This is a genomic window from Enterobacter sp. 118C5, from assembly GCF_034107645.1.
GTDB lineage: Bacteria > Pseudomonadota > Gammaproteobacteria > Enterobacterales > Enterobacteriaceae > Enterobacter > Enterobacter nematophilus.
This window is the reverse complement of the sequence record NZ_JAWNEU010000003.1, coordinates 1-18,135: the sequence shown is the minus strand read 5'-3', so window position 1 is coordinate 18,135 and position 18,135 is coordinate 1. Positions and strand designations below refer to the sequence as shown.

Below are 18,135 nucleotides of genomic sequence, written 5' to 3'. Positions count from 1 at the left end.
GATTCACAAAATCTGGCTGAGATGGAGCTGGCCCATCAGCAGCGGGTTATCGCTGTAGTCGACGGGAATAGCCACCACGGCCGGGCCGTCGACATCCATTGCCGCGCGAAGCGTCGGCTCCAGCGCCTCGGCGCTCTCCACGGCGAAGCCCTTCGCGCCGAACGCGTCGGCATAGGCTTTGAAGTCGACCGGGCCAAACTCCACGCCGGAAAGACGCTGGTATTTTTTCTCTTCCTGAATCGCCACCATGTTGTAGGCGTTATCCACCCAGATGATGTGCAGCACGTTGGCGTTGAGGCGCACCGCGGTTTCCAGCTCCATGCTGGACTGTAAAAAACCGCCGTCACCGGAGACTGACACAACCTTGCGGCCCGGGTTGACCAGCCACGCGCCAATCGCCCACGGCAGCGCGACGCCCATGGTCTGCTGACCGTTGGAGATCATCACCTGACGCGCGCGGAAGCTGTAGAGGTAGCGGGCGATCCAGATGTGGAAGCTGCCCATGTCGACGGTGAGCGTCACGTCGCTGTTCACAATGTCCTGCATGGCGCGCACGATGCGCAGCGGGTGCAGGGCAAACTGGTTGAGCGAGGCGCCGCGGCGGTCGAGCAGATCCCGCTGATGCTGGCGATCGACCAGAATTTCTGACGCACGCTGGCTCAGCTCCAGCTTACGATCGATCCGGTTAGCGAGCAGGTTCAGCGTTTCGGCGATGTCCCCCACCAGCTCCAGATCCGGTACATAATTGCGTTCTTCATAGGCCGGCAGCACGTCAATGTGCACCAGCGTGGCGTCACCGCTGTTCCACATGGACGGCTCGTACTCCACCGGGCTGTAGCCGATGCAGATAATCAGGTCCGCCAGATGCAGCAGCCGGTCGCCCGCCTGGTTGTTGAACAGGCCGACGCGTCCGGCAAAGCGGGTGAAGTGCTCCTGGTTCACCGCCCCGGCGGCCTGATAGGTGCTGGTGACCGGAATGCGGCTTTTCTCCAGCAGCTTGCGCAGCGCGGCGCTGTTCGCAGGCTGGCTGGCCATCAGGCCGAGTAAGATGACCGGGTTTTTGGCGTTTTCGATAAGCTTCGCCACGTCGTTAATCGCGGACTCCGGTGCCGGGCCCATCAGCGCCGGACCGCTGGCGGGCAAAATCGCGCCCGTCGCGGGCTGGTCGACAATATCCTGCGGCAGGCTGACGAACGCGCCCCCCGGCCTGCCGTGCTCGGCGGCGCGAAACGCGTTCGATACCACCTCGGCAATCGCGTCCGGCGAACTGACCTCCACGGCGTATTTGGTGACAGGGCTGAACATGGCGACGGTGTCCATGCTCTGGTGCACCAGCTTGGCTTTATCCGCCCGCTTCACCGCCCCGCCCAGCGCCACCACCGGGTCACCCTCGCTGTTGGCGGTGGCGATGCCGGTGCTCAGGTTCGAACAGCCCGGCCCGGAGGTGACCAGCGCCACCCCGGCCTTGCCGGTCAGCCGCCCCACCGCCGCCGCCATAAACGCCGCGTTGGCCTCGTGGCGCACCGGAATAATCTCGATGGAGGAGTCCAGCAGGGAATCAAACACCTTGTCGATTTTCGCCCCCGGTATGCCGAACACCTGCTTCACGCCCTGCGCTTCCAGCTGGCCGACAACCATATCGGCGCCGTGCGCCCACTGACGTGACTGTTTCTCACTGTTCACGGTAGTACTCCTGTTAGTTTTCGACGGCGCGGATAGCCGCATCAAGGTTGCTGGGGTGCAGGTTGGCCTGTAAAAATGCGCTGTCGGCGGGCAGGTCAATCATCAGCTTGTGAATTTCACCGAAGGTGAGCACGCCGCTCTCCAGCTGGTAGTCGAGCAGATGTCCCCCGCCCTGGCGGTCGTCGGTGATGAAATGCTCGTGATACCCGGCCACGTTAATGCCCTGCATGTGCTGCGGCGTGCGGAACCCGACCAGCACCCCTTCGCGCTGGTTAAAGCGGAACACCGGCTGGTCGTCCAGCACGTCGGTCATCGCCCGGTACGGCGGCTTCTGTCGCGGCACCGTGCGGGTGTGGGCGTGGCGGAAGTTACCGTCAATCCGCAGCGCGCAGAACAGGTTGTCGGAGGGGATCTGCTGGTCGATGACGTCGTGGATCTGCTGGCGGCTGACCGGCGCATCGAAGGTTTTGCGGTACTGCGGCTGGAACCAGGTCATCACCGCGAACGGCGTTTTCTGCTCCGGCTTCGCGGCCCGGGCGCTGCCGTCGGCGCGCAGCTGGTACACCTGGCTGCTGAAGGCAATCATTTCACCGTCCAGCTCGTTAAAGGTGCCGAGACCAAAATCACCGTGTGCCAGCAGGTCGGCGATCGTCGTCTCCCCTTCGTACACGCCGCTTAGCAGGGCGCTCATTAGCGATGTCTGGTAGATCACGCTGTCAGGATGCTGGGCGGAGAACCCGCGCAGGGTCTCGCACAAACTCGCCTCACAGTCGCAGGCAGATGAATGCATCATCGTGCTCGTCCTCTTCAACTTTATTTAGAAAGGTTAAATAAATGTTGACCCGATTCAGCAGAGAGTTCCAATATAGAAACCATGCTGGTTTGAGACGTTTTAGATATGGAACTTCGTTATCTGCGGTATTTTGTCGCGGTTGCACGCGAGCGACACTTCACCCGGGCGGCCGAAGCGCTGGGTATTTCACAGCCTCCTCTGAGTCAGCAGATCAAACGGCTCGAAGAGGAAGTGGGCACGCCGCTGTTCAGGCGCCTGACGCGTGGCGTGGAGCTGACCGAAGCGGGAGAGGCATTCTACGAGGACGCCTGTAAAATTCTGGCGCTGAGCGATGCCGCGCTGGAGAAAGCCCGCGGCATCGCGCGCGGGCTGAACGGCAACCTGTCGATTGGCATCACCAGCTCCGACGCTTTCCACCCCAAAATTTTCGCGCTGATTCGCCAGTTTCAGGTGCAGAACATGGCGGTGCAGGTTCACCAGGTGGAAGCCAATATGTCCTCGCTGACGACGATGCTGGCGGAAGGTGAGCTGGATATCGCTTTCGTGCGCCTGCCCTGCGAGAGCAGCAAGATGTTCGAAATAAAAATCCTCGACCGGGAGCCGATGGTGGTGGCGCTGCATCGCGATCATCCGCTGGCGGCGTGCGGTTCGCTGGCGTTAGATCAGCTTCGGGATACGCCGGTGGTGCTGTTCCCGCAGGAGGTCGCGCCGGGCCTGTACGACCGGGTGCACGGCTGCTGCGAGCGGGCCGGGATTGACGTGCAGCACGCGCTGCAGTCGTCGCAGCTCTCCTCCTCCCTGAGCATGGTTTCCGCGGGCGGCGGGTTTGCCCTGGTGCCGAAATCCATGGCGGCCATTTCACCGCCGAATGTCACCTATCATGCGCTGAACTCGCCGGAGCTCTACACCGATATCGCGCTCTGCTGGCGGCGGTTTGAACGCTCGCGGACGGTGAAGCGGTTTTTGGGGATGATGAGCGAGGGGTAGCGTCAGTGCGACGGTGCCCGGCAATGCCTTTCTGGAAGCCGCCTCGCAAACCTGCAAGCAACCTTATGTAATTCAGGGTTATCCCTTTTCATCCCTTCTTCGCAGTCGTAAAGTGCCTGCGTTGCGGCACATCCGTAACCGGGCGTAGGAACCCGTTAGCATAACATGACGTTTTTTTAGACAAAGAGGATGCTAAATGGCGACTACCCCAGGATTTTCTTACGCGCTCTCAGAGGAAAGCGCAGTTCATCACCTCATCAACACTTCAGTTTCCGATTCTGCGGATCTTTTTGAACTGGCCGATGCCTGCACTGCGTATGTCAGCGTTCTGGTGGAAACTGACGACGCAGTGACGTTTGCCATGCTCTGTAAGCGATTGCTGGCTGTGTTGAAACGGCTGCGTGAATGCTGCGATGCTGAACTCCCGGCGTATCTTGTTGAACAGCTAATCGCTGGTGAGAAGATTGTTTCCTGTGTACCGGACTGCTGGCAGGAGACGACGCTGCAAGTGGACTATGCCGTGGCGTTAACGCTGGCGGTGATGGGCGGAACACTGCCTGCGAGCGTGGCGAAAGAACTCACCGGACTGCTGCATGATATGGTCTGGCTATTGGCGGAGTTTGTGAAGGAGCCGTATATTACAGAGATCAAAAGTAAGTAGTTACTATATACGTTTTATATTTTCCTAAGGTAGAATCTCTCAGAAAACATTTCACACTTATGTCGCTCAATTATATCCCGAAGAAAGTGAGGGATTATTTACACATAAGATTAAATAAAAGATTATTAATTTTAAATCTTTCGGAACACGAAATACTGGTCACTAAAACCAGTATTTCTTTATCCCAACTAGCTTTCCAAATGAACTAAAGAGCTTTGAATGTAACTCATAGTTGCTGTTGTTTTTTCTACATTTGTAAACAACCTTGCCAGATAAGCACCATCATGGAAATGTGTGAGATAAATTTCCGTAGTACTAGTAAGAGCATTGAATTTACGGTCAATTTCATCCTCATCATATATTGCAATAGACCGAGCTTTCCATGCATCATCTAACTTGAACATCATAGCAGATAAATATCTATTACCATGAGTTAAGATTCCGTAAAGTTTCTTATCCCTTTGTCTATTTATACTGGCGAGTTTTTCATGAACTTTCCGTTCAATAATTTTATTGAAATTAACCACATTTATTACTTTTACACCAGACACAGAAGAATTAAAAGTTGAGCGATATAACGAGCCATCAAGATTTTCAAAGAATTTACCACGTTGTGATTTTAAAGTTACAACTGCACTTGGTGTACCATTTGCACAAACCAAAGCATTTAACGCTTCATCAATCGTTATAACTTTCTCGCTACTTACTTGTATTTCATTAGTTCTCAATAGCTGATAAACGTATCCTTCAACAATCAAATCCTTGTTAAGCCTAACCTGTTCACTTTCTTGGGAGGCAAAATCCCTACCTAAAACACGGTTCTGATGGTTATTTGCTCGAGTGATATTTTTCACTAAATCATTATCATCTGTAACGATAAATCTAGCCTGTAACTTTATACTTCTAAGATACTCTTCTGATAAATCGTGCTGTTTGGAAATGAGGCCTATCGAGCTAACTGTTTGAGCACCATTAATGATACTTATGTCATGAAACGTAAAAAGGCCTCGTGCGTTATCGGATGTATTTCTTCGATGTGGACTAGCCTCTCGAACCAATACCGTTATGCCATTATTATAAAACCAAAAATTATTCGGCTCGTCTGATATGGTTTTCTTTATTGAGTCGTTTACATCTGTTTGACCAAGTATATTACGTATATTCTTCGAAAAAAGTTGTGTTCCATGTGTAGACCACCACTCTGAGATCTGTTCACCAGTAACAACTCCAAAATATGCATTATGCGGCTCTGTTATTTTTCCATATTCCATAAGCTCAACATCTTCAAGATTGATTGCTGATAATGATTGTCCTTGAATTGCGTTGGAAATATCTTCTGCAGAAAAAAGATGCACCTGAAAAGGGTAATCTGATGAAGACATTGAACTAACATTAACGCATGCATCATCATTTAACTCCGACTGCCAAGACTGCATGTCAGATAATATTTGGTTTGCAGCTCCGGTTTTACCGGTATGTGCCATAACAAAATAAAATTTATAATCTATAGAGTCCAGAGCTAATGAAATATCCTGTGAAATAGCTGAAAGACGCTCATCAAATCTGTAATACTCCTCTCTTTGCAAGCAAGAACAGGCATCTTTAAATCTTAGAAAATCTGTTAATGACCAAGTATTATTTCCGCTTTGGTTATATTTAGCTTGAACACAAATAAGTTTTTTTTCGACATGTGAAACGTAAATTGCGTCAATTCCGCCATCATTTGAACTATCACATACCGCATGACTAGCCTCGACGTCATCAGTGCCTCCGTAGCACTGAATTGCAAATGCTGCGATTGCTCGACTAGTCATTTTCTCAACATATTGGCTACTTCCCGCCGCACATTCTCGAGTATCAAGATGAGGTTCAAATCGTTCGAAGAGCTTTTGCCCTATACGACGGGCTTGGACACCGGCAGTAGCTGAAGCTGGGACACTATTTGCTGTCTGAGGAATTTCGGTGACAATTGTCATTTACATTTTTCTCGATATTAAAAACAATGTTAATATAGAAAAAAATAAAAAAAATACCATGAAGTATATCAAGAATTTAGTATTTCTGATTCAAGTTTCAGCCATGTAAACTTCAGTCAAATTTATTTCAAATCAAAAAAATGATTAAAAAAACATCAATCTCAACTATAAAATCCAAGTTCCGCCGTTGTCTATACTCAACTCATAACAGACAACGGAGTACACCATGCCCTTACCCGATTAAAAAATTCTCTGCTCCCTAAACCTTCGGCATCGAACCCGAACTGCTGGTGGTTAATCCGCCGAGCTACGATCTGAGCTAGGTCTCCTCTATCCTTATCGCCGCCATCAAATATGAGATAAAAGGCGGCGAAGTGACGTATGACATCACCACAGCATGCTCTAAATCGACATCGACGTGTCCTAGCACATCGACCAGGCGCAGTTTTCGGTGATGCATCAGAGCATCATACGTACTGCTGCGGGACGCCTCCATTCCAGAACTGGTTCTATCAGACGAGCGCTATCGCTATAACGTCACGCTGGAGTGCTTTGGCTATCTCATTTTGCAAGTAAGGGTATTCGGCCAGCATGCTGTCGGCCGCCTCGCCGTAAATGCAGAGCACGAAAAAGTAGTTGTCCTCATCGCGGCTCAACATCTTTTCCGGGTTCCCGGATAACAATCAGATGCGTGGGTAAACATCTGAAAGGATTTTCAGCGGTTGTTCCGCAGCCTGAGTTTCACAAGGATGATCGACAGCATTAAAGATCTTCAATGAGATATTCCCCCCAACCCGCATTTTGTCACCATGGAAGTGCGTGTGATGGATACTCCACTGACACTCGGCCACGCCATTAATATCGCGGGATTTGATCCTAGCGATATCGCATTGCCTACTGGCGATAATGCCTTATAAGCATCAGGGAAAATATTTTCTGCTGTACCGCTTTAAACGTTTTCAGGCGTGCAACTACGGTACGGCGGATATTCTGACGAGCCGTTATGTTTTTTAATCAGCTAACAAATCGTCAAATAAATGTAGACCTAATATTAGCCAAACTATTTATCATTACACTTTCAATCAACATTTTCTTAATTAAATTTTAAGCAAAACCACCGTATTAAACATTAATGATTTATCCAGTTTCAAACCGTAAAAACTCATCATTTCTTAATTTTCATCAACGAAACAGAAGATCATTTAATATCCATACCGTACAAAAATTGACGAACCACTTTGTAAGCGCTAGCGTTGCACTTGTTACATAACCAACTAAACTAAAAGGCTTTTTTTAAGTATTTCCTTACATGGAGTTTTAAACAAATGGCTATTCCCGCTTATTTATGGCTCAAAGATGACGGCGGTGCCGATATCAAAGGCTCTGTCGATATACATGGTCGTGATGGAAGTATCGAGATAATCGCAATGAACCACGGCATAATGCAGCCCACGGACAAACATACCGGTAAGGCGACAAGTCTTCGCGTCCATTCCCCCTACTCTTTTGATAAAGAGATCGACGCCTCCAGCCCCTATTTGTACAGGGCTGTCAGCACAGGTCAGAAGCTAAAATCCGCAGAGGTAAAGTTTTACCATATCAACGATGCCGGTCAGGAAGTGGAATATTTCTCCACCCTTATGGAGGGAGTGACGATAGTCAGCGTCTGTCCAATGATGCTAGATATCAAAGATCCTGACTACGAGAAGCATAACCATCTTGAGCTGGTAGAGCTGCTGTATGAAAAAATTACCTGGCGCTATGTCGACGGTAACATCATACATTCAGATAGCTGGAGCGACCGCAAGACGGCATAAGGAGAACGTTATGGGATGGAAGTATGAGCAGTCGACCGGCAAGATGTATAAAGACGGTAAATTAATTGAGACCGGGTATTCCGGTGCTCTTACGAATAAAAACAACCCGGACCGTCAGCATGTGAAAGGCCTGGGGCCACTGCCTCGCGGGACGTATAAAATCGCGGGTCATTCAAATTCTAAAGGACCGATAACCATCATTCTTGAGCAAACCTCGGGAGAAAGTTTTGGTCGCTCAGAATTCCGCATTCATGGTGACCACAAGTATGGTCCCGCCGGTTTTGCATCCGAGGGGTGCATCATTCTCTCACCGTCAACGAGACGTAAGATTCTTCGCGACGGCGGCGTGCTGGAGGTAGTGCGATGAAATACGCGATCGTACTGCTGCTATGTGCGCTTACCGTCCCAGCCATTGCATCCAGGACTGACTGGCCCTCAGCACTTAATGGAATCACCTCAGGTGATGCACACTGGATTGAGCAAGCCCCAGCGCTGGCTGCCACGGCTGACGTTAAGCAGGCGCAGCAGCTGGAGGATGCCTTAGCCGCAGCGCTCACCACAAACACCAACGCCACGCTGAAAGCGCTCCGTATCCTTGATGCCGGAAAGTGGCCGCACATGGTAGGCAGCGATATCGTCTGCACGCCGCCTTTAGAGAAATCACCCGCCGAAATCGACGCGTTTTATCAGCGTACCCGCCAGGCGCTGCTGGAAACCGTAGACGGTGCTCAATGCCTCTGGATCCTGGAGGCAACGATGGAAGAGTTGAAAGCTGAGAAAGCCCGTCAGGCAAAGTAGAGACGTTACCCGGCGCATATTGGCCGGGTCTTTTCTTCATCCAGGTCCCTCGCTCCCCGCCGCCAGCAGCGGCACCACTACCTCGCTGATGGGCACCGCAATGCCGTGCTTGCGGCCGTATCGCTGGATCACGCCGTTGCGGATATCCCACTCCATCGGGCGATCCGCCTGGCGGTCGGCGAGTATCGACGTGCCAAGGTCCTCAGGCGCACGCAGGAAGTTCGCAAGAATCTCCTGGGCCACGCCATCATCCAGCTTCGCCCCCTCGGCGCGGGCAACGGTAAGCCCCTCGCGCAGGTAGGCCAGCGCAAGCTCGCTGATATCCTCGCGCCTGAACATCCCGGCGCGTCGGTTGGCCAGCACCATCAGCCCGGCGACCGCGTTTTGCAGCAGCTTGCGCCAGGCGACGGTGGCGAAGTCTGCCGAGAGATCAACCGCGCAGCGCGTTCCGTGAAGCGCCTCAACCACCCGCTGCGCCTGCGGCACCTCCGGCAGGGTCAGGCGCGGCTTCGCCCGCAGCCAGACGGAGGCATCCGGCTCGCGCTGCGCCGGGAACCAGACCACCGACGGCAGCACCGCTGCGCCGCTAACCAACGGCTCAAGCTGGGCTTGTTGCTCCACGCCGTTTTGCAGGGCGCAGACCACGGTGTTTTCATTGCACAGGGCGCGCAGCCACCCGGCGCTGTCGGCATTTTGCGTCGTTTTTACCGCCACAAAAACGAGATCGGCAGGGCGCGTGATGATGGACGGATCGGTTAATACCGGACCGGGCACCACCGTTTCCCCCTCGTCGTAGCGCAAACTCAGCTCAGGATGCGCGGTACGTCCGCACAGCAGCGGCGTGCGGCCCGCGTCATGCAATACCGCGGCAATGGTGGTCCCAATCGCACCGGGACCTATCAGCGCAATGGTTGGATTGTCAGACATCATTCACTCCCCTTTTCGCTAAGCCTGCTAACAGTTATACCACCCTGAAAAGTGAGCGCCACGTCGTTGTCTATACTCAACACACAACAGACAACGGAGTGCGCCATGCCTTTACCCGATTTTAAGTCCTCTGAACCTTTCACCCTCGGCATCGAGCTCGAACTGCAGGTGGTTAACCCGCCGGGCTACGATCTGAGCCAGGACTCCTCCGCCCTTATCGCTGCCGTCAAAGACGAGATCAAAGGCGGCGAGGTTAAGCACGACATCACCGAAAGCATGCTCGAAATCGCCACCGGCGTGTGCCAGAACATTGACCAGGCGGCGGCGCAGTTCTCGGTGATGCAGCAGAGCATCCTGCGCGCGGCGGCGGAGCAGCATATCCAGATCTGCGGCGGCGGAACGCACCCGTTCCAGAAGTGGCAGCGTCAGGAGGTGTGCGACGACGAGCGCTATAACGTCACGCTGGAGCGCTTTGGCTATCTGATTTTGCAGGCGACGGTGTTCGGCCAGCACGTGCACGTCGGCTGCCGGACCGGGGACGACGCGATTTACCTGCTGCACGGCCTGTCGCGCTTCGTGCCGCACTTTATCGCCCTGGCGGCAGCCTCGCCGTACATGCAGGGCACCGACACAAAGTTTTCCTCGTCGCGGCTCAACATCTTCTCCGGGTTCCCGGATAACGGCCAGATGCCGTGGGTCAACAGCTGGCAGGAGTTCGAGGGGCTGTTCCGCCGCCTGAGCTCTACCAGCATGATCGACAGCATTAAGGATCTGCACTGGGACATCCGCCCCAGCCCGCACTTCGGCACCGTCGAGGTGCGGGTGATGGATACGCCGCTGACGCTCGGCCATGCGATTAACATCGCCGGGCTGATTCAGGCGACGTCCCACTGGCTGCTGACCGCGCGGCCATATAAGCATCAGGAACGGGATTTTCTGCTGTACCGCTTTAACCGCTTTCAGGCCTGTCGCTACGGGCTGGAGGGGATCCTGACGGACGTGCACACCGGCGAGCACAAAACCGTGGCGGAAGACATTGCCTGGCTGCTGGAGCAGGTTGCGCCGTCGGCCGAGAAGCTCGGCGCGACGAGCGCAGTCAATGAAATTGCCCTGCTGTTAAAGCAGGGCAAGAGCGAGGCGCAGCGCATGCGGGACTTTATCGCCGACGGCGGCTCGCTTATTTCTCTGGTGCAGAAGCACTGCGAGCTGTGGGCGACGGGTCCGTAAGGCCGTGGCCCCACTCGCGCAGGCGCTGGAACAGCACGAACAGCGCGGGGATAAACACAATCCCCACCACGGTCGCCACCAGCATGCCGCTGAACACCGTGGTGCCGATGATGCGGCGGCTCTGGGCACCCGCCCCGGTCGCCAGCATCATCGGAAGAACGCCTATAATGAACGACACGGCGGTCATCATCACCGCGCGGAAGCGGCGCGATGCCCCTTCTCTTGCGGCATCGACAATCTCCATGCCGTCCATGCGCCGCGCGCGGGCGAACTCCACGATAAGAATGGCGTTTTTAGCCGCTAGCGCGATCAGCAGGACCAGGCCAGTCTGCACGTACACGTCATTGGCGTAGCCCGCCATCCACAGCCAGACCAGCGCCCCGCCGATGGCGAACAGCACCGAGAGCATCACGCTCGCCGGAAGCGTCCAGCTCTCGTACTGGGCCACGAGGAACAGCCACGCCATCACCACCGCCGCCAGCACAATCCATATCGCCTGATTGCCGGTCTGCTGCTCCTGATACGACATGCCGCTCCAGGCGTAGTCGTACCCGGCGGGCAGGCTCTGCGCCAGGATCTCGCCCATCGCCGCCATCGCGGTGCTGCTGCTTACCCCTTCCGCTGCCGAACCGCTTACCGATACCGACGGGAACTGGTTGTACTGCTGAATAAATGGCGCGCCGACGGTCGGCGTGATGGTGACGAGGTTGCTCAGTCGCACCCGCTCGCCGCCGTTGCTGCGCACGAACAGCTCGCTGATTTGCTCCGCGCGCTCGCGCCACTGCATCTCGTTCTGCATCACCACGTGGTAGACGCGGTTGTTGACGCTGAAATCCCCGGCGCGCGTGCCGCCGAAGGCGGTTTGCAGGCTGCTGAAGATACGCGACACCGGCACGTCGAGGCGGGCCGCGCGCTCGCGGTCAACGGCCAGCGTCAGCTGCGGCACGTTGCTGCTCCAGGTGGTGAACACGCGGCTCAGCTGCGGATGCTGGTTGGCTTTCGCCAGCACCTCACGCGTCACGCGCTCCAGCTCCGCCGGGCTCTGCCCCGCCTGCGCCTGGATGCGCAGGTCGAAGCCGGAGGCATTGCCAAGCCCCGGCAGCGTCGGCGGCGCGAAGGCCATGATGGTCGCTTCCGGCAGGGCCAGCAGCTGACGCTGCAGGGTGCCCATCACCTCGTCCAGCGGCGGGCGCTCGCTCCAGTCCTTCAGCATGATGGAGATAAACCCGCCGTTGGAGGCGCTGGTGCCGTTGAGGATGTTAAACCCCGAGACCTGAATCACGTCCTCCACCGCCGGATGTTTAGCGATGAGTTCGCGCGCGGTAGCCATCACCGCTTCGGTGCGCTCCAGCGAGGCCGCCTCCGGCAGCTGGACGCTGGCGAAGAAGTAGCCCTGGTCCTCCTGGGGCAGGAAGCCTTTGGGCATCGACGTAAAGCTGAACGCCAACACGGCCGCCGCGCCCGCGGTGGCCAGCAGCGCCAGCCACGGGCGCAGGTTTAAGACGTTCACAATGCGGGTGTAGAAACCGCGCGCGGCATCCAGCCCGCGGTTAAAGGCGCGATAAACTGCCGCGGGTTTCTCCGGGCGCGGACGCAGCAGCAGCGCGCACAGGGCGGGCGTCAGGGTCAGCGCCACCAGGCTTGAAAGCGTCACGGCGGTGGAAAGCGTCACCGCGAACTGGCGGTACAGCTCGCCGACAATCCCCGGCAGGAGCGCCACCGGCAAAAACACCGCCAGCAGCACCAGCGTCGTCGCAATCACCGGCCCGGCTATCTGGCGCAGCGCCAGCGCGGTCGCCGCCGTGCGGCTCTGCCCTTCCGCCATCAGCGTTTCGACGCTCTCAACCACCACGATGGCGTCATCCACCACCATGGTCAGCGCCAGAATAATGGCGAACAGGCTCAGCGTGTTGGCGGAGTAGCCGAGCGCGTAGAGCACCGCAAAGGTGCCCACCAGCGACACCGGAATGGCGAGCGCGACAATGAGCGTCGCGCGCCAGCTTTGCAGGAACAGGGAAACGACCACCACAACCGCCAGCATGGTCAGCGCCAGCGAGACGCCAATCTCCTGAATGGTGGCGGCAACGAAGGCGGTGGTGTCAAATTTCACCTCGTAGACCAGGTCGTCCGGGAAGCGCGTCGAGAGGCGCTCCAGCTCCGCGCGCACCGCGTCGGCCACGCGCAGGGCGTTGGCGGACGGGGTCGGGTAGATGCCGAGGTAGGCGGAGTCGTGCCCGTTCAGCTGCGCGCCGGAGCTGTAGCTGCGCGAGCCAAGCTCGATGGTGGCGACGTCCTTCAGGCGCACCAGCTGGCCCATCTCGCCCGCGCGGATGATAATGTCGGCAAAGTCTTCGGCCTGATTTAAGCGCCCCAGCCCGTTGATGGTCAGGGTCTGCTGCTGGCCGTTAAACACCGGCGGCGTGCCGACCTGGCCTGCCGCCCCCTGCACGTTCTGCTCGCGCAGCGCCTGGGCCACGTCGTCGGTGGTGACATTCAGGGCGTTCATGCGGTCCGGACGCAGCCAGATGCGCATGCTGTAGTCGCGCGCGCCGAACATCTGCACCTGCCCGACGCCCGGCAGGCGGGACAGCGCCTCGCGCACCTGGGTGCTGGCGTAGTTGCTGACGAACAGCGGCGTGTGGGTGTTATTCGGTGAGTAAAGGCTTACCCCCATCATCAGGTTGGTGGCGCGCTTGCGCACCTGCACGCCGTTTTGCTGCGCCTCGGTCGGCAGCTGCGCCAGGGCCTGCGACAGGCGGTTCTGCACGTCGATGGCGGCGAGGTCCGGGTCGGTGCCCGCCGCAAAGGTAATGTTCAGGCTGTAGCTGCCTTCGTCCGAACTCGTGGACTCCATATAGAGCATGTGATCCACGCCGTTCAGCTGGGTTTCCAGCGGCGTGGCGATGGCCTCCGCCATGTCAGCCGAGCTGGCGCCCGGCCAGCTGGCAGACACATTCACCACCGGCGGGGCGATCTGCGGGTACTGCTCCACCGGGATAATCCTTAGCGCGATGGCCCCCAGCAGGGTGATAACCAGCGCAATCACCATCGCAAAGCGCGGGCGTTTGATGAAAAACGTCAGCATGATGGCTCCTTAATTGAGTATCTGGACGGCAGCGCCGGGCTGCACGCGCTGCGCGCCGTCAGTAATCGCTCGCTCACCGGCCTTTACGCCGGAGGCAATGTGAAACTGCTGCCCAGGCTGCCCGGCGACCTTCAGCGGGCGCATTTCGGCTTTGCCGTCGGCGTTAACTATCCAGGCAAAGAACCCGTCGCCGTTCTGCTGGACCGCCGCGGCGGGCAGGGTCAGCACCGGCTGCTCGCTGGCCGGACGCAGGGTTACGTTCACGTTGCCGCCGGGCAGGAGCTGATGGCGCGGGTTGGCAAACTCCGCGCGCAGCATCACGCTGGCGGTACGCGGATCGATGCGGTTGTCTACGGACGTCAGCTCGCCGCTGACGCGCTGGCCGTTGCCGTCAATGAACGCCTGCCAGGCCTGCTTCATGGCGCTGATATCCGCATGCTGTCCGGCTTTGGTGGCAAACGCCCCCTCCTCCAGCGCAAAGGCGATGCGGATCGGGTCAAGCTGCACCACCTCCACCAGCACGCCGCTGGCAGGATTCACCAGGCTGCCGACGTGGAACTGGCTGTGCCCCACGCGGCCGTCAATCGGCGAGGTGATGCGGGTGTAGTTCAGCGTGACGCTGCGGGTATCGAGCCGGGCTTTCGCCTGCTCCAGCGCGGCGCTCGCCACGTCCCGCTGCATGCGGGCGTTGTCCACGTCGTGACGGCTGATGGCGTTGCTGCTGCCCAGGCTTTCAAAGCGGGAAAGCTGCTGCTGCGCCTGACGCAGAGTGGCTTCGGCGCTTCTCACCTCGGCCTGCGCCAGACGCAGGGCGGCGCGCGGCTCGGCGTCGTCCAGCTCGAACAGCACGTCGCCTTTTTTCACGTACTGCCCGTCGCGGAAGTGGATTTTGGTGATCACGCCTTCCGTGCGGGCGCGCAGCTCAACGGTGTGGATAGCTTCGACGCGGCCCGGGATCTGGCGCTCGGCGGCGTGGGCGGTCTGCTCCACGGCGGCGACGCGCACCGGAATGGCGGCGAATGCGGGTTGCAAGGTGCAGGCGAGGAGTGCGAGGAGGAGTGGGAGTTTCATTAAGAAGTACCTCAGTGTTTTCCCCTCACCCCGGCCCTCTCCCCAAAGGGGCGAGGGTGTTCAAGTTCCCTCTCCCCTTTGGGGAGAGGGTTAGGGTGAGGGGTGTGGGGTCTTTGTTATGCAGCCTTACGGAACCTGCGGGTCAGTCGCTTCTCGATTTCGACGACGAAGAACATCACGCCCGCCACCGCCAGAGTCACAAACCAGTAGCGCAGCGGCAGCGCTTCGGTGCCGAACAGCATCTGCATAAACGGCAGGTAGATAATCGCCGCCTGGAGCAGGAACAGCACGCCCGTCACCAGCCAGATCCCTTTGTTCGCCAGCAGGCCGCGGTTCAGGGAGAACCCTTCGGTGTTGCGGCAGTTAATCATGTACACCCACTGGGCGCAGACCAGCATCTGCAGCAGCACGGTGCGAATGAACTCCGCGCTGTGGCCACGCGGGGCCAGCCAGGCTTCCAGCGCAAAGGCGGCGATGGCAATCATGGTGCCGACGAAGGCCACGCGCCACACGGCGTAGGCGTCCATCACGTGCTGCCCGGTCTGGCGCGGCGGGCGGCGCATGATGTTGCGCTCGGCGGCCTCAAAGGCCAGGCCGAAGGAGAGCGTGGCGGAGGTCGCCATGTTCATCCACAGAATCAGCACCGGCGTCAGCGGAATGATGTTCCCCGCCAGCAGCGCAATCACAATCAGCAGACCCTGCGCCAGGTTGGTCGGCATGATGAACAGAATGGTCTTCTTCAGGTTGTCGTAAACGCGACGCCCCTCTTTCACCGCGCTGGCGATGGTGGCGAAGTTATCGTCCGTCAGGACCATGTCCGCCGCCTCTTTGGTCACCTCCGTGCCCTTGATGCCCATCGCGATGCCCACGTCCGCCTGACGCAGCGCCGGGGCGTCGTTCACGCCGTCGCCGGTCATACCGACGATTTCGCCTTTGTCCTGCAGCGCTTTCACCAGGCGCAGCTTATGCTCCGGGCTGGTACGGGCAAAGATGTCATACTTCATCGCCGCTTCCGCCAGCGCGGCGTCGTCCATCTTCTCCAGCTCGTAGCCGGTGACCGCCTGCTCGCTGTTGGCGATCCCCAGCATCTGGCCGATGCTCATCGCCGTCTGCGGGTGATCCCCGGTGATCATCTTCACGCGGATCCCCGCCTGCTGACAGGCGTTAATCGCATCAATCGCTTCCGGACGCGGCGGATCCATCATCCCGGCGATGCCGAGGAAGATCAGGCCGTGGCTCAGGTCATCGTGCGTAAGCGCCTGCTCGCCGTTCGCCGGCTTGAACGCCGCGGCGACCATGCGCAGCCCCTGACGCGCATAGCGCTCCATCTCGCTTTCCCAGTACGCGCGGTTGAAGGCTTCCGCACCGCTGCGGGTCTGCTGCTGGGCGCAAAGGGCGAAAATGACGTCCGGCGCGCCGGTGATCAGGATCTGCTCCTCGCCGCCAATCTGGTAGTGGGTGCTCATGTACTTGTACTGCGAGTCGAACGGGATCTTGTTAACCAGCGCAGTCGCCACCGGCTCAAGGCTGGCCTTCGCCGCCAGCACCTTCAGCGCGCCCTCGGTCGGCCCGCCGGTAATGCCCCACAGGCCGCGCTCGTCCTGAATCAGCTGGCTGTCGTTGCACAGGTCGATGGTGCGCAGGTATTGCTCCAGCACGGTGCCCGGCTGGATCTGCACCGGCTCGTCGCTGCCTTCGAGGTAGATATTGCCCACCGGCTCGTAGCTGTTGCCGTCCACGCGGTAGCAGACGTCGGCGGTGATGATGGCTTTTACCGTCATCTCGTTCATGGTCAGGGTGCCGGTTTTATCCGAGCAAACCACGGTCATCGCGCCCAGCGTTTCAACCGTCGGCAGCTTGCGGATAATTGCCCGCTTGCGCGCCATCGCCTGCACGCCCAGGGAGAGGATGATGGAGATAATGGCCGGCAGACCTTCCGGTACGGAGGCGACCGCCAGGCTGATCAGGGAGAGCAGCAGCTCGCCCATCGGGATCTCGCGGAACACCAGGCTGAAGACGAACAGCGCCGCCATCATCGCCAGAATAATGGCGAAGATCGCCTTGCCCAGCTTGTCCATCTGCACCAGCAGCGGCGTGCGGTGCTTTTCAATGCCCGCCATCATCTGGTTGATGTGGCCGAGTTCCGTCTCTTTACCGGTCGCGGTGACCACGCCGACGCCGCCGCCCGCGCTCACGGTCGTTCCGGAGAAGACCATATTGGTGCGGTCGCCCAGCGGTAATTCGCCGCTCAGCGGATTCGTGTGTTTATCCACCACGGTGGATTCACCGGTCAGAATCGCCTCTTCCACGCGTAAATTATGCGCCTCGATTAAACGCATATCCGCCGGAATACGATCCCCCGCGCGTAATACAATAATATCGCCCGGGACTATTTCAGTTGTGGGTATAGTTTCGTGGTTGCCGTTGCGAATAACGCGCGCCTCGCTGGAGAGCATATTACGAATGCTCTTCAGGGATTTTTCCGCGTTGCTTTCCTGAATATGGCCAATTAAGGCGTTGATAACCGCCACGCCCAAAATAACCAGCGTATCGACCCAGTGGCCCATTACCGCCGTTAATACCGCGGCGGCCAGCAGAACGTAAATCAGCACATCGTTAAAATGGGCTAAAAAACGCAGCCAGGCGGGTTTACCTTTTTTCTCCGGCAGCGCGTTCGGGCCCTGTTTTTGCAGACGCGCCTGCGCCTCTGCACGATCCAGACCGCTGGCCTGGCTCTGCACGTGCGTAAGCACCTGCTCTGCGGTCTGCTGGTATGCCAGCCCGCCGGAAGGCGGCATGTTTGGGGAGTATTTTTTTTCAGTCATCGTATTTTTCCTTCAATATCCGGTGAACAGAAGCCTGAATTCCTTTCTGGCTTAAATAAATTGATTTTAAAGTCTTGCGGGTAAAATTGATCTACCGCAATATATTTACCACTGGGTTATTCAAAATTGATTAAAATTATTTCGACGAGCTGATTTTTACAAAATATTTCTAAACCAATCCTAAACGAGGGGGAACCATGTTTGGTATTTATCGCGGACGGCGCCTGGCGTTATACATTGTCGCAGCCATTGTTATTGCGACGTTAATTGGATATAGCACCTATA

General features: G+C 57.3%; 13 protein-coding genes and 1 pseudogene. 7 read left to right on the top strand and 7 right to left on the bottom strand.

Annotated elements, in window-relative coordinates:
* Positions 1–3 precede the first annotated feature (3 nt).
* Positions 4–1,725, bottom strand: a complete 1,722-nt coding sequence (gene alsS, locus UTO39_RS07700; RefSeq protein ID WP_407065102.1) for an acetolactate synthase AlsS — start codon at positions 1,723–1,725, stop codon at positions 4–6.
* Positions 1,697–2,476, bottom strand: coding sequence for an acetolactate decarboxylase (budA, locus tag UTO39_RS07695; protein ID WP_061098944.1), 780 nt, complete (start codon positions 2,474–2,476; stop codon positions 1,697–1,699). Before budA ends, alsS begins: the two co-directional genes overlap by 29 nt.
* A gap of 105 nt (positions 2,477–2,581) precedes the next feature.
* Here budA and UTO39_RS07690 point away from each other — a divergent pair, with 105 nt between their 5' ends.
* Positions 2,582–3,463, top strand: coding sequence for a LysR family transcriptional regulator (locus UTO39_RS07690; protein ID WP_253541151.1), 882 nt, complete (start codon positions 2,582–2,584; stop codon positions 3,461–3,463).
* A 196-nt stretch (positions 3,464–3,659) separates the two neighbouring features.
* Positions 3,660–4,124, top strand: a complete 465-nt coding sequence (locus UTO39_RS07685) for a hypothetical protein (protein WP_320726884.1) — start codon at positions 3,660–3,662, stop codon at positions 4,122–4,124.
* Positions 4,125–4,312: 188 nt separating this feature from the next.
* On the opposite strand, the gene UTO39_RS07680 is transcribed toward UTO39_RS07685, so the two are convergent.
* Positions 4,313–6,100, bottom strand: a complete 1,788-nt coding sequence (locus UTO39_RS07680; RefSeq protein ID WP_320726883.1) for an AIPR family protein — start codon at positions 6,098–6,100, stop codon at positions 4,313–4,315.
* 639 nt (positions 6,101–6,739) lie between these two features.
* On the opposite strand from UTO39_RS07680, the pseudogene UTO39_RS22330 reads away from it, so the two are divergent.
* The 4 genes and pseudogenes from UTO39_RS22330 to UTO39_RS07660 form a co-directional block, all read left to right on the top strand.
* Positions 6,740–7,096, top strand: a pseudogene (locus UTO39_RS22330) (glutamate-cysteine ligase family protein); the annotation flags it as partial.
* Between the two features lie 329 nt (positions 7,097–7,425).
* Positions 7,426–7,917, top strand: coding sequence for an Hcp family type VI secretion system effector (locus UTO39_RS07670; protein WP_320726882.1), 492 nt, complete (start codon positions 7,426–7,428; stop codon positions 7,915–7,917).
* Between the two features lie 10 nt (positions 7,918–7,927).
* The gene (locus UTO39_RS07665; RefSeq protein WP_248237513.1) at positions 7,928–8,284 is read left to right on the top strand and encodes a tlde1 domain-containing protein; all 357 of its coding nucleotides are present in this window, start codon (positions 7,928–7,930) and stop codon (positions 8,282–8,284) included.
* Positions 8,281–8,715, top strand: coding sequence for a hypothetical protein (locus UTO39_RS07660; RefSeq protein ID WP_320726881.1), 435 nt, complete (start codon positions 8,281–8,283; stop codon positions 8,713–8,715). The genes UTO39_RS07665 and UTO39_RS07660 overlap by 4 nt, the downstream gene beginning before the upstream one ends.
* A 36-nt stretch (positions 8,716–8,751) precedes the next feature.
* On the opposite strand, the gene UTO39_RS07655 is transcribed toward UTO39_RS07660, so the two are convergent.
* Complete coding sequence (locus tag UTO39_RS07655; protein WP_320727070.1) at positions 8,752–9,642, bottom strand: oxidoreductase; 891 nt, start codon at positions 9,640–9,642, stop codon at positions 8,752–8,754.
* A gap of 105 nt (positions 9,643–9,747) precedes the next feature.
* Here UTO39_RS07655 and UTO39_RS07650 point away from each other — a divergent pair, with 105 nt between their 5' ends.
* Entirely contained in the window at positions 9,748–10,869 is a 1,122-nt protein-coding gene (locus UTO39_RS07650) for a YbdK family carboxylate-amine ligase (protein ID WP_320726880.1), read from the top strand.
* Here UTO39_RS07650 and UTO39_RS07645 read toward each other — a convergent pair.
* From UTO39_RS07645 to UTO39_RS07635, 3 genes are all read right to left on the bottom strand, one after another.
* Positions 10,820–13,954 (bottom strand): efflux RND transporter permease subunit, encoded by a 3,135-nt coding sequence (locus UTO39_RS07645; protein ID WP_320726879.1) that lies wholly within the window; start codon positions 13,952–13,954, stop codon positions 10,820–10,822. The genes UTO39_RS07650 and UTO39_RS07645 overlap by 50 nt on opposite strands.
* A 9-nt stretch (positions 13,955–13,963) precedes the next feature.
* Positions 13,964–15,025, bottom strand: a complete 1,062-nt coding sequence (locus tag UTO39_RS07640; RefSeq protein WP_320726878.1) for an efflux RND transporter periplasmic adaptor subunit — start codon at positions 15,023–15,025, stop codon at positions 13,964–13,966.
* A gap of 116 nt (positions 15,026–15,141) precedes the next feature.
* Positions 15,142–17,850, bottom strand: coding sequence for a cation-transporting P-type ATPase (locus UTO39_RS07635; protein WP_320726877.1), 2,709 nt, complete (start codon positions 17,848–17,850; stop codon positions 15,142–15,144).
* Between the last annotated feature and the right edge of the window lie 285 nt (positions 17,851–18,135).

Coding starts and splice junctions, on each gene's coding strand:
- UTO39_RS07660 (WP_320726881.1), top strand. CDS start 8,281: ATGAAATACGCGATCGTACTGCTGCTATGTGCGCTTACCGTCCCAGCC.
- UTO39_RS07670 (WP_320726882.1), top strand. CDS start 7,426: ATGGCTATTCCCGCTTATTTATGGCTCAAAGATGACGGCGGTGCCGAT.
- UTO39_RS07655 (WP_320727070.1), bottom strand. CDS start 9,642: ATGTCTGACAATCCAACCATTGCGCTGATAGGTCCCGGTGCGATTGGG.
- UTO39_RS07690 (WP_253541151.1), top strand. CDS start 2,582: ATGGAACTTCGTTATCTGCGGTATTTTGTCGCGGTTGCACGCGAGCGA.
- UTO39_RS07650 (WP_320726880.1), top strand. CDS start 9,748: ATGCCTTTACCCGATTTTAAGTCCTCTGAACCTTTCACCCTCGGCATC.
- UTO39_RS07635 (WP_320726877.1), bottom strand. CDS start 17,850: ATGACTGAAAAAAAATACTCCCCAAACATGCCGCCTTCCGGCGGGCTG.
- UTO39_RS07640 (WP_320726878.1), bottom strand. CDS start 15,025: ATGAAACTCCCACTCCTCCTCGCACTCCTCGCCTGCACCTTGCAACCC.
- UTO39_RS07665 (WP_248237513.1), top strand. CDS start 7,928: ATGGGATGGAAGTATGAGCAGTCGACCGGCAAGATGTATAAAGACGGT.
- budA (WP_061098944.1), bottom strand. CDS start 2,476: ATGATGCATTCATCTGCCTGCGACTGTGAGGCGAGTTTGTGCGAGACC.
- alsS (WP_407065102.1), bottom strand. CDS start 1,725: ATGCGGCTATCCGCGCCGTCGAAAACTAACAGGAGTACTACCGTGAAC.
- UTO39_RS07680 (WP_320726883.1), bottom strand. CDS start 6,100: ATGACAATTGTCACCGAAATTCCTCAGACAGCAAATAGTGTCCCAGCT.
- UTO39_RS07685 (WP_320726884.1), top strand. CDS start 3,660: ATGGCGACTACCCCAGGATTTTCTTACGCGCTCTCAGAGGAAAGCGCA.
- UTO39_RS07645 (WP_320726879.1), bottom strand. CDS start 13,954: ATGCTGACGTTTTTCATCAAACGCCCGCGCTTTGCGATGGTGATTGCG.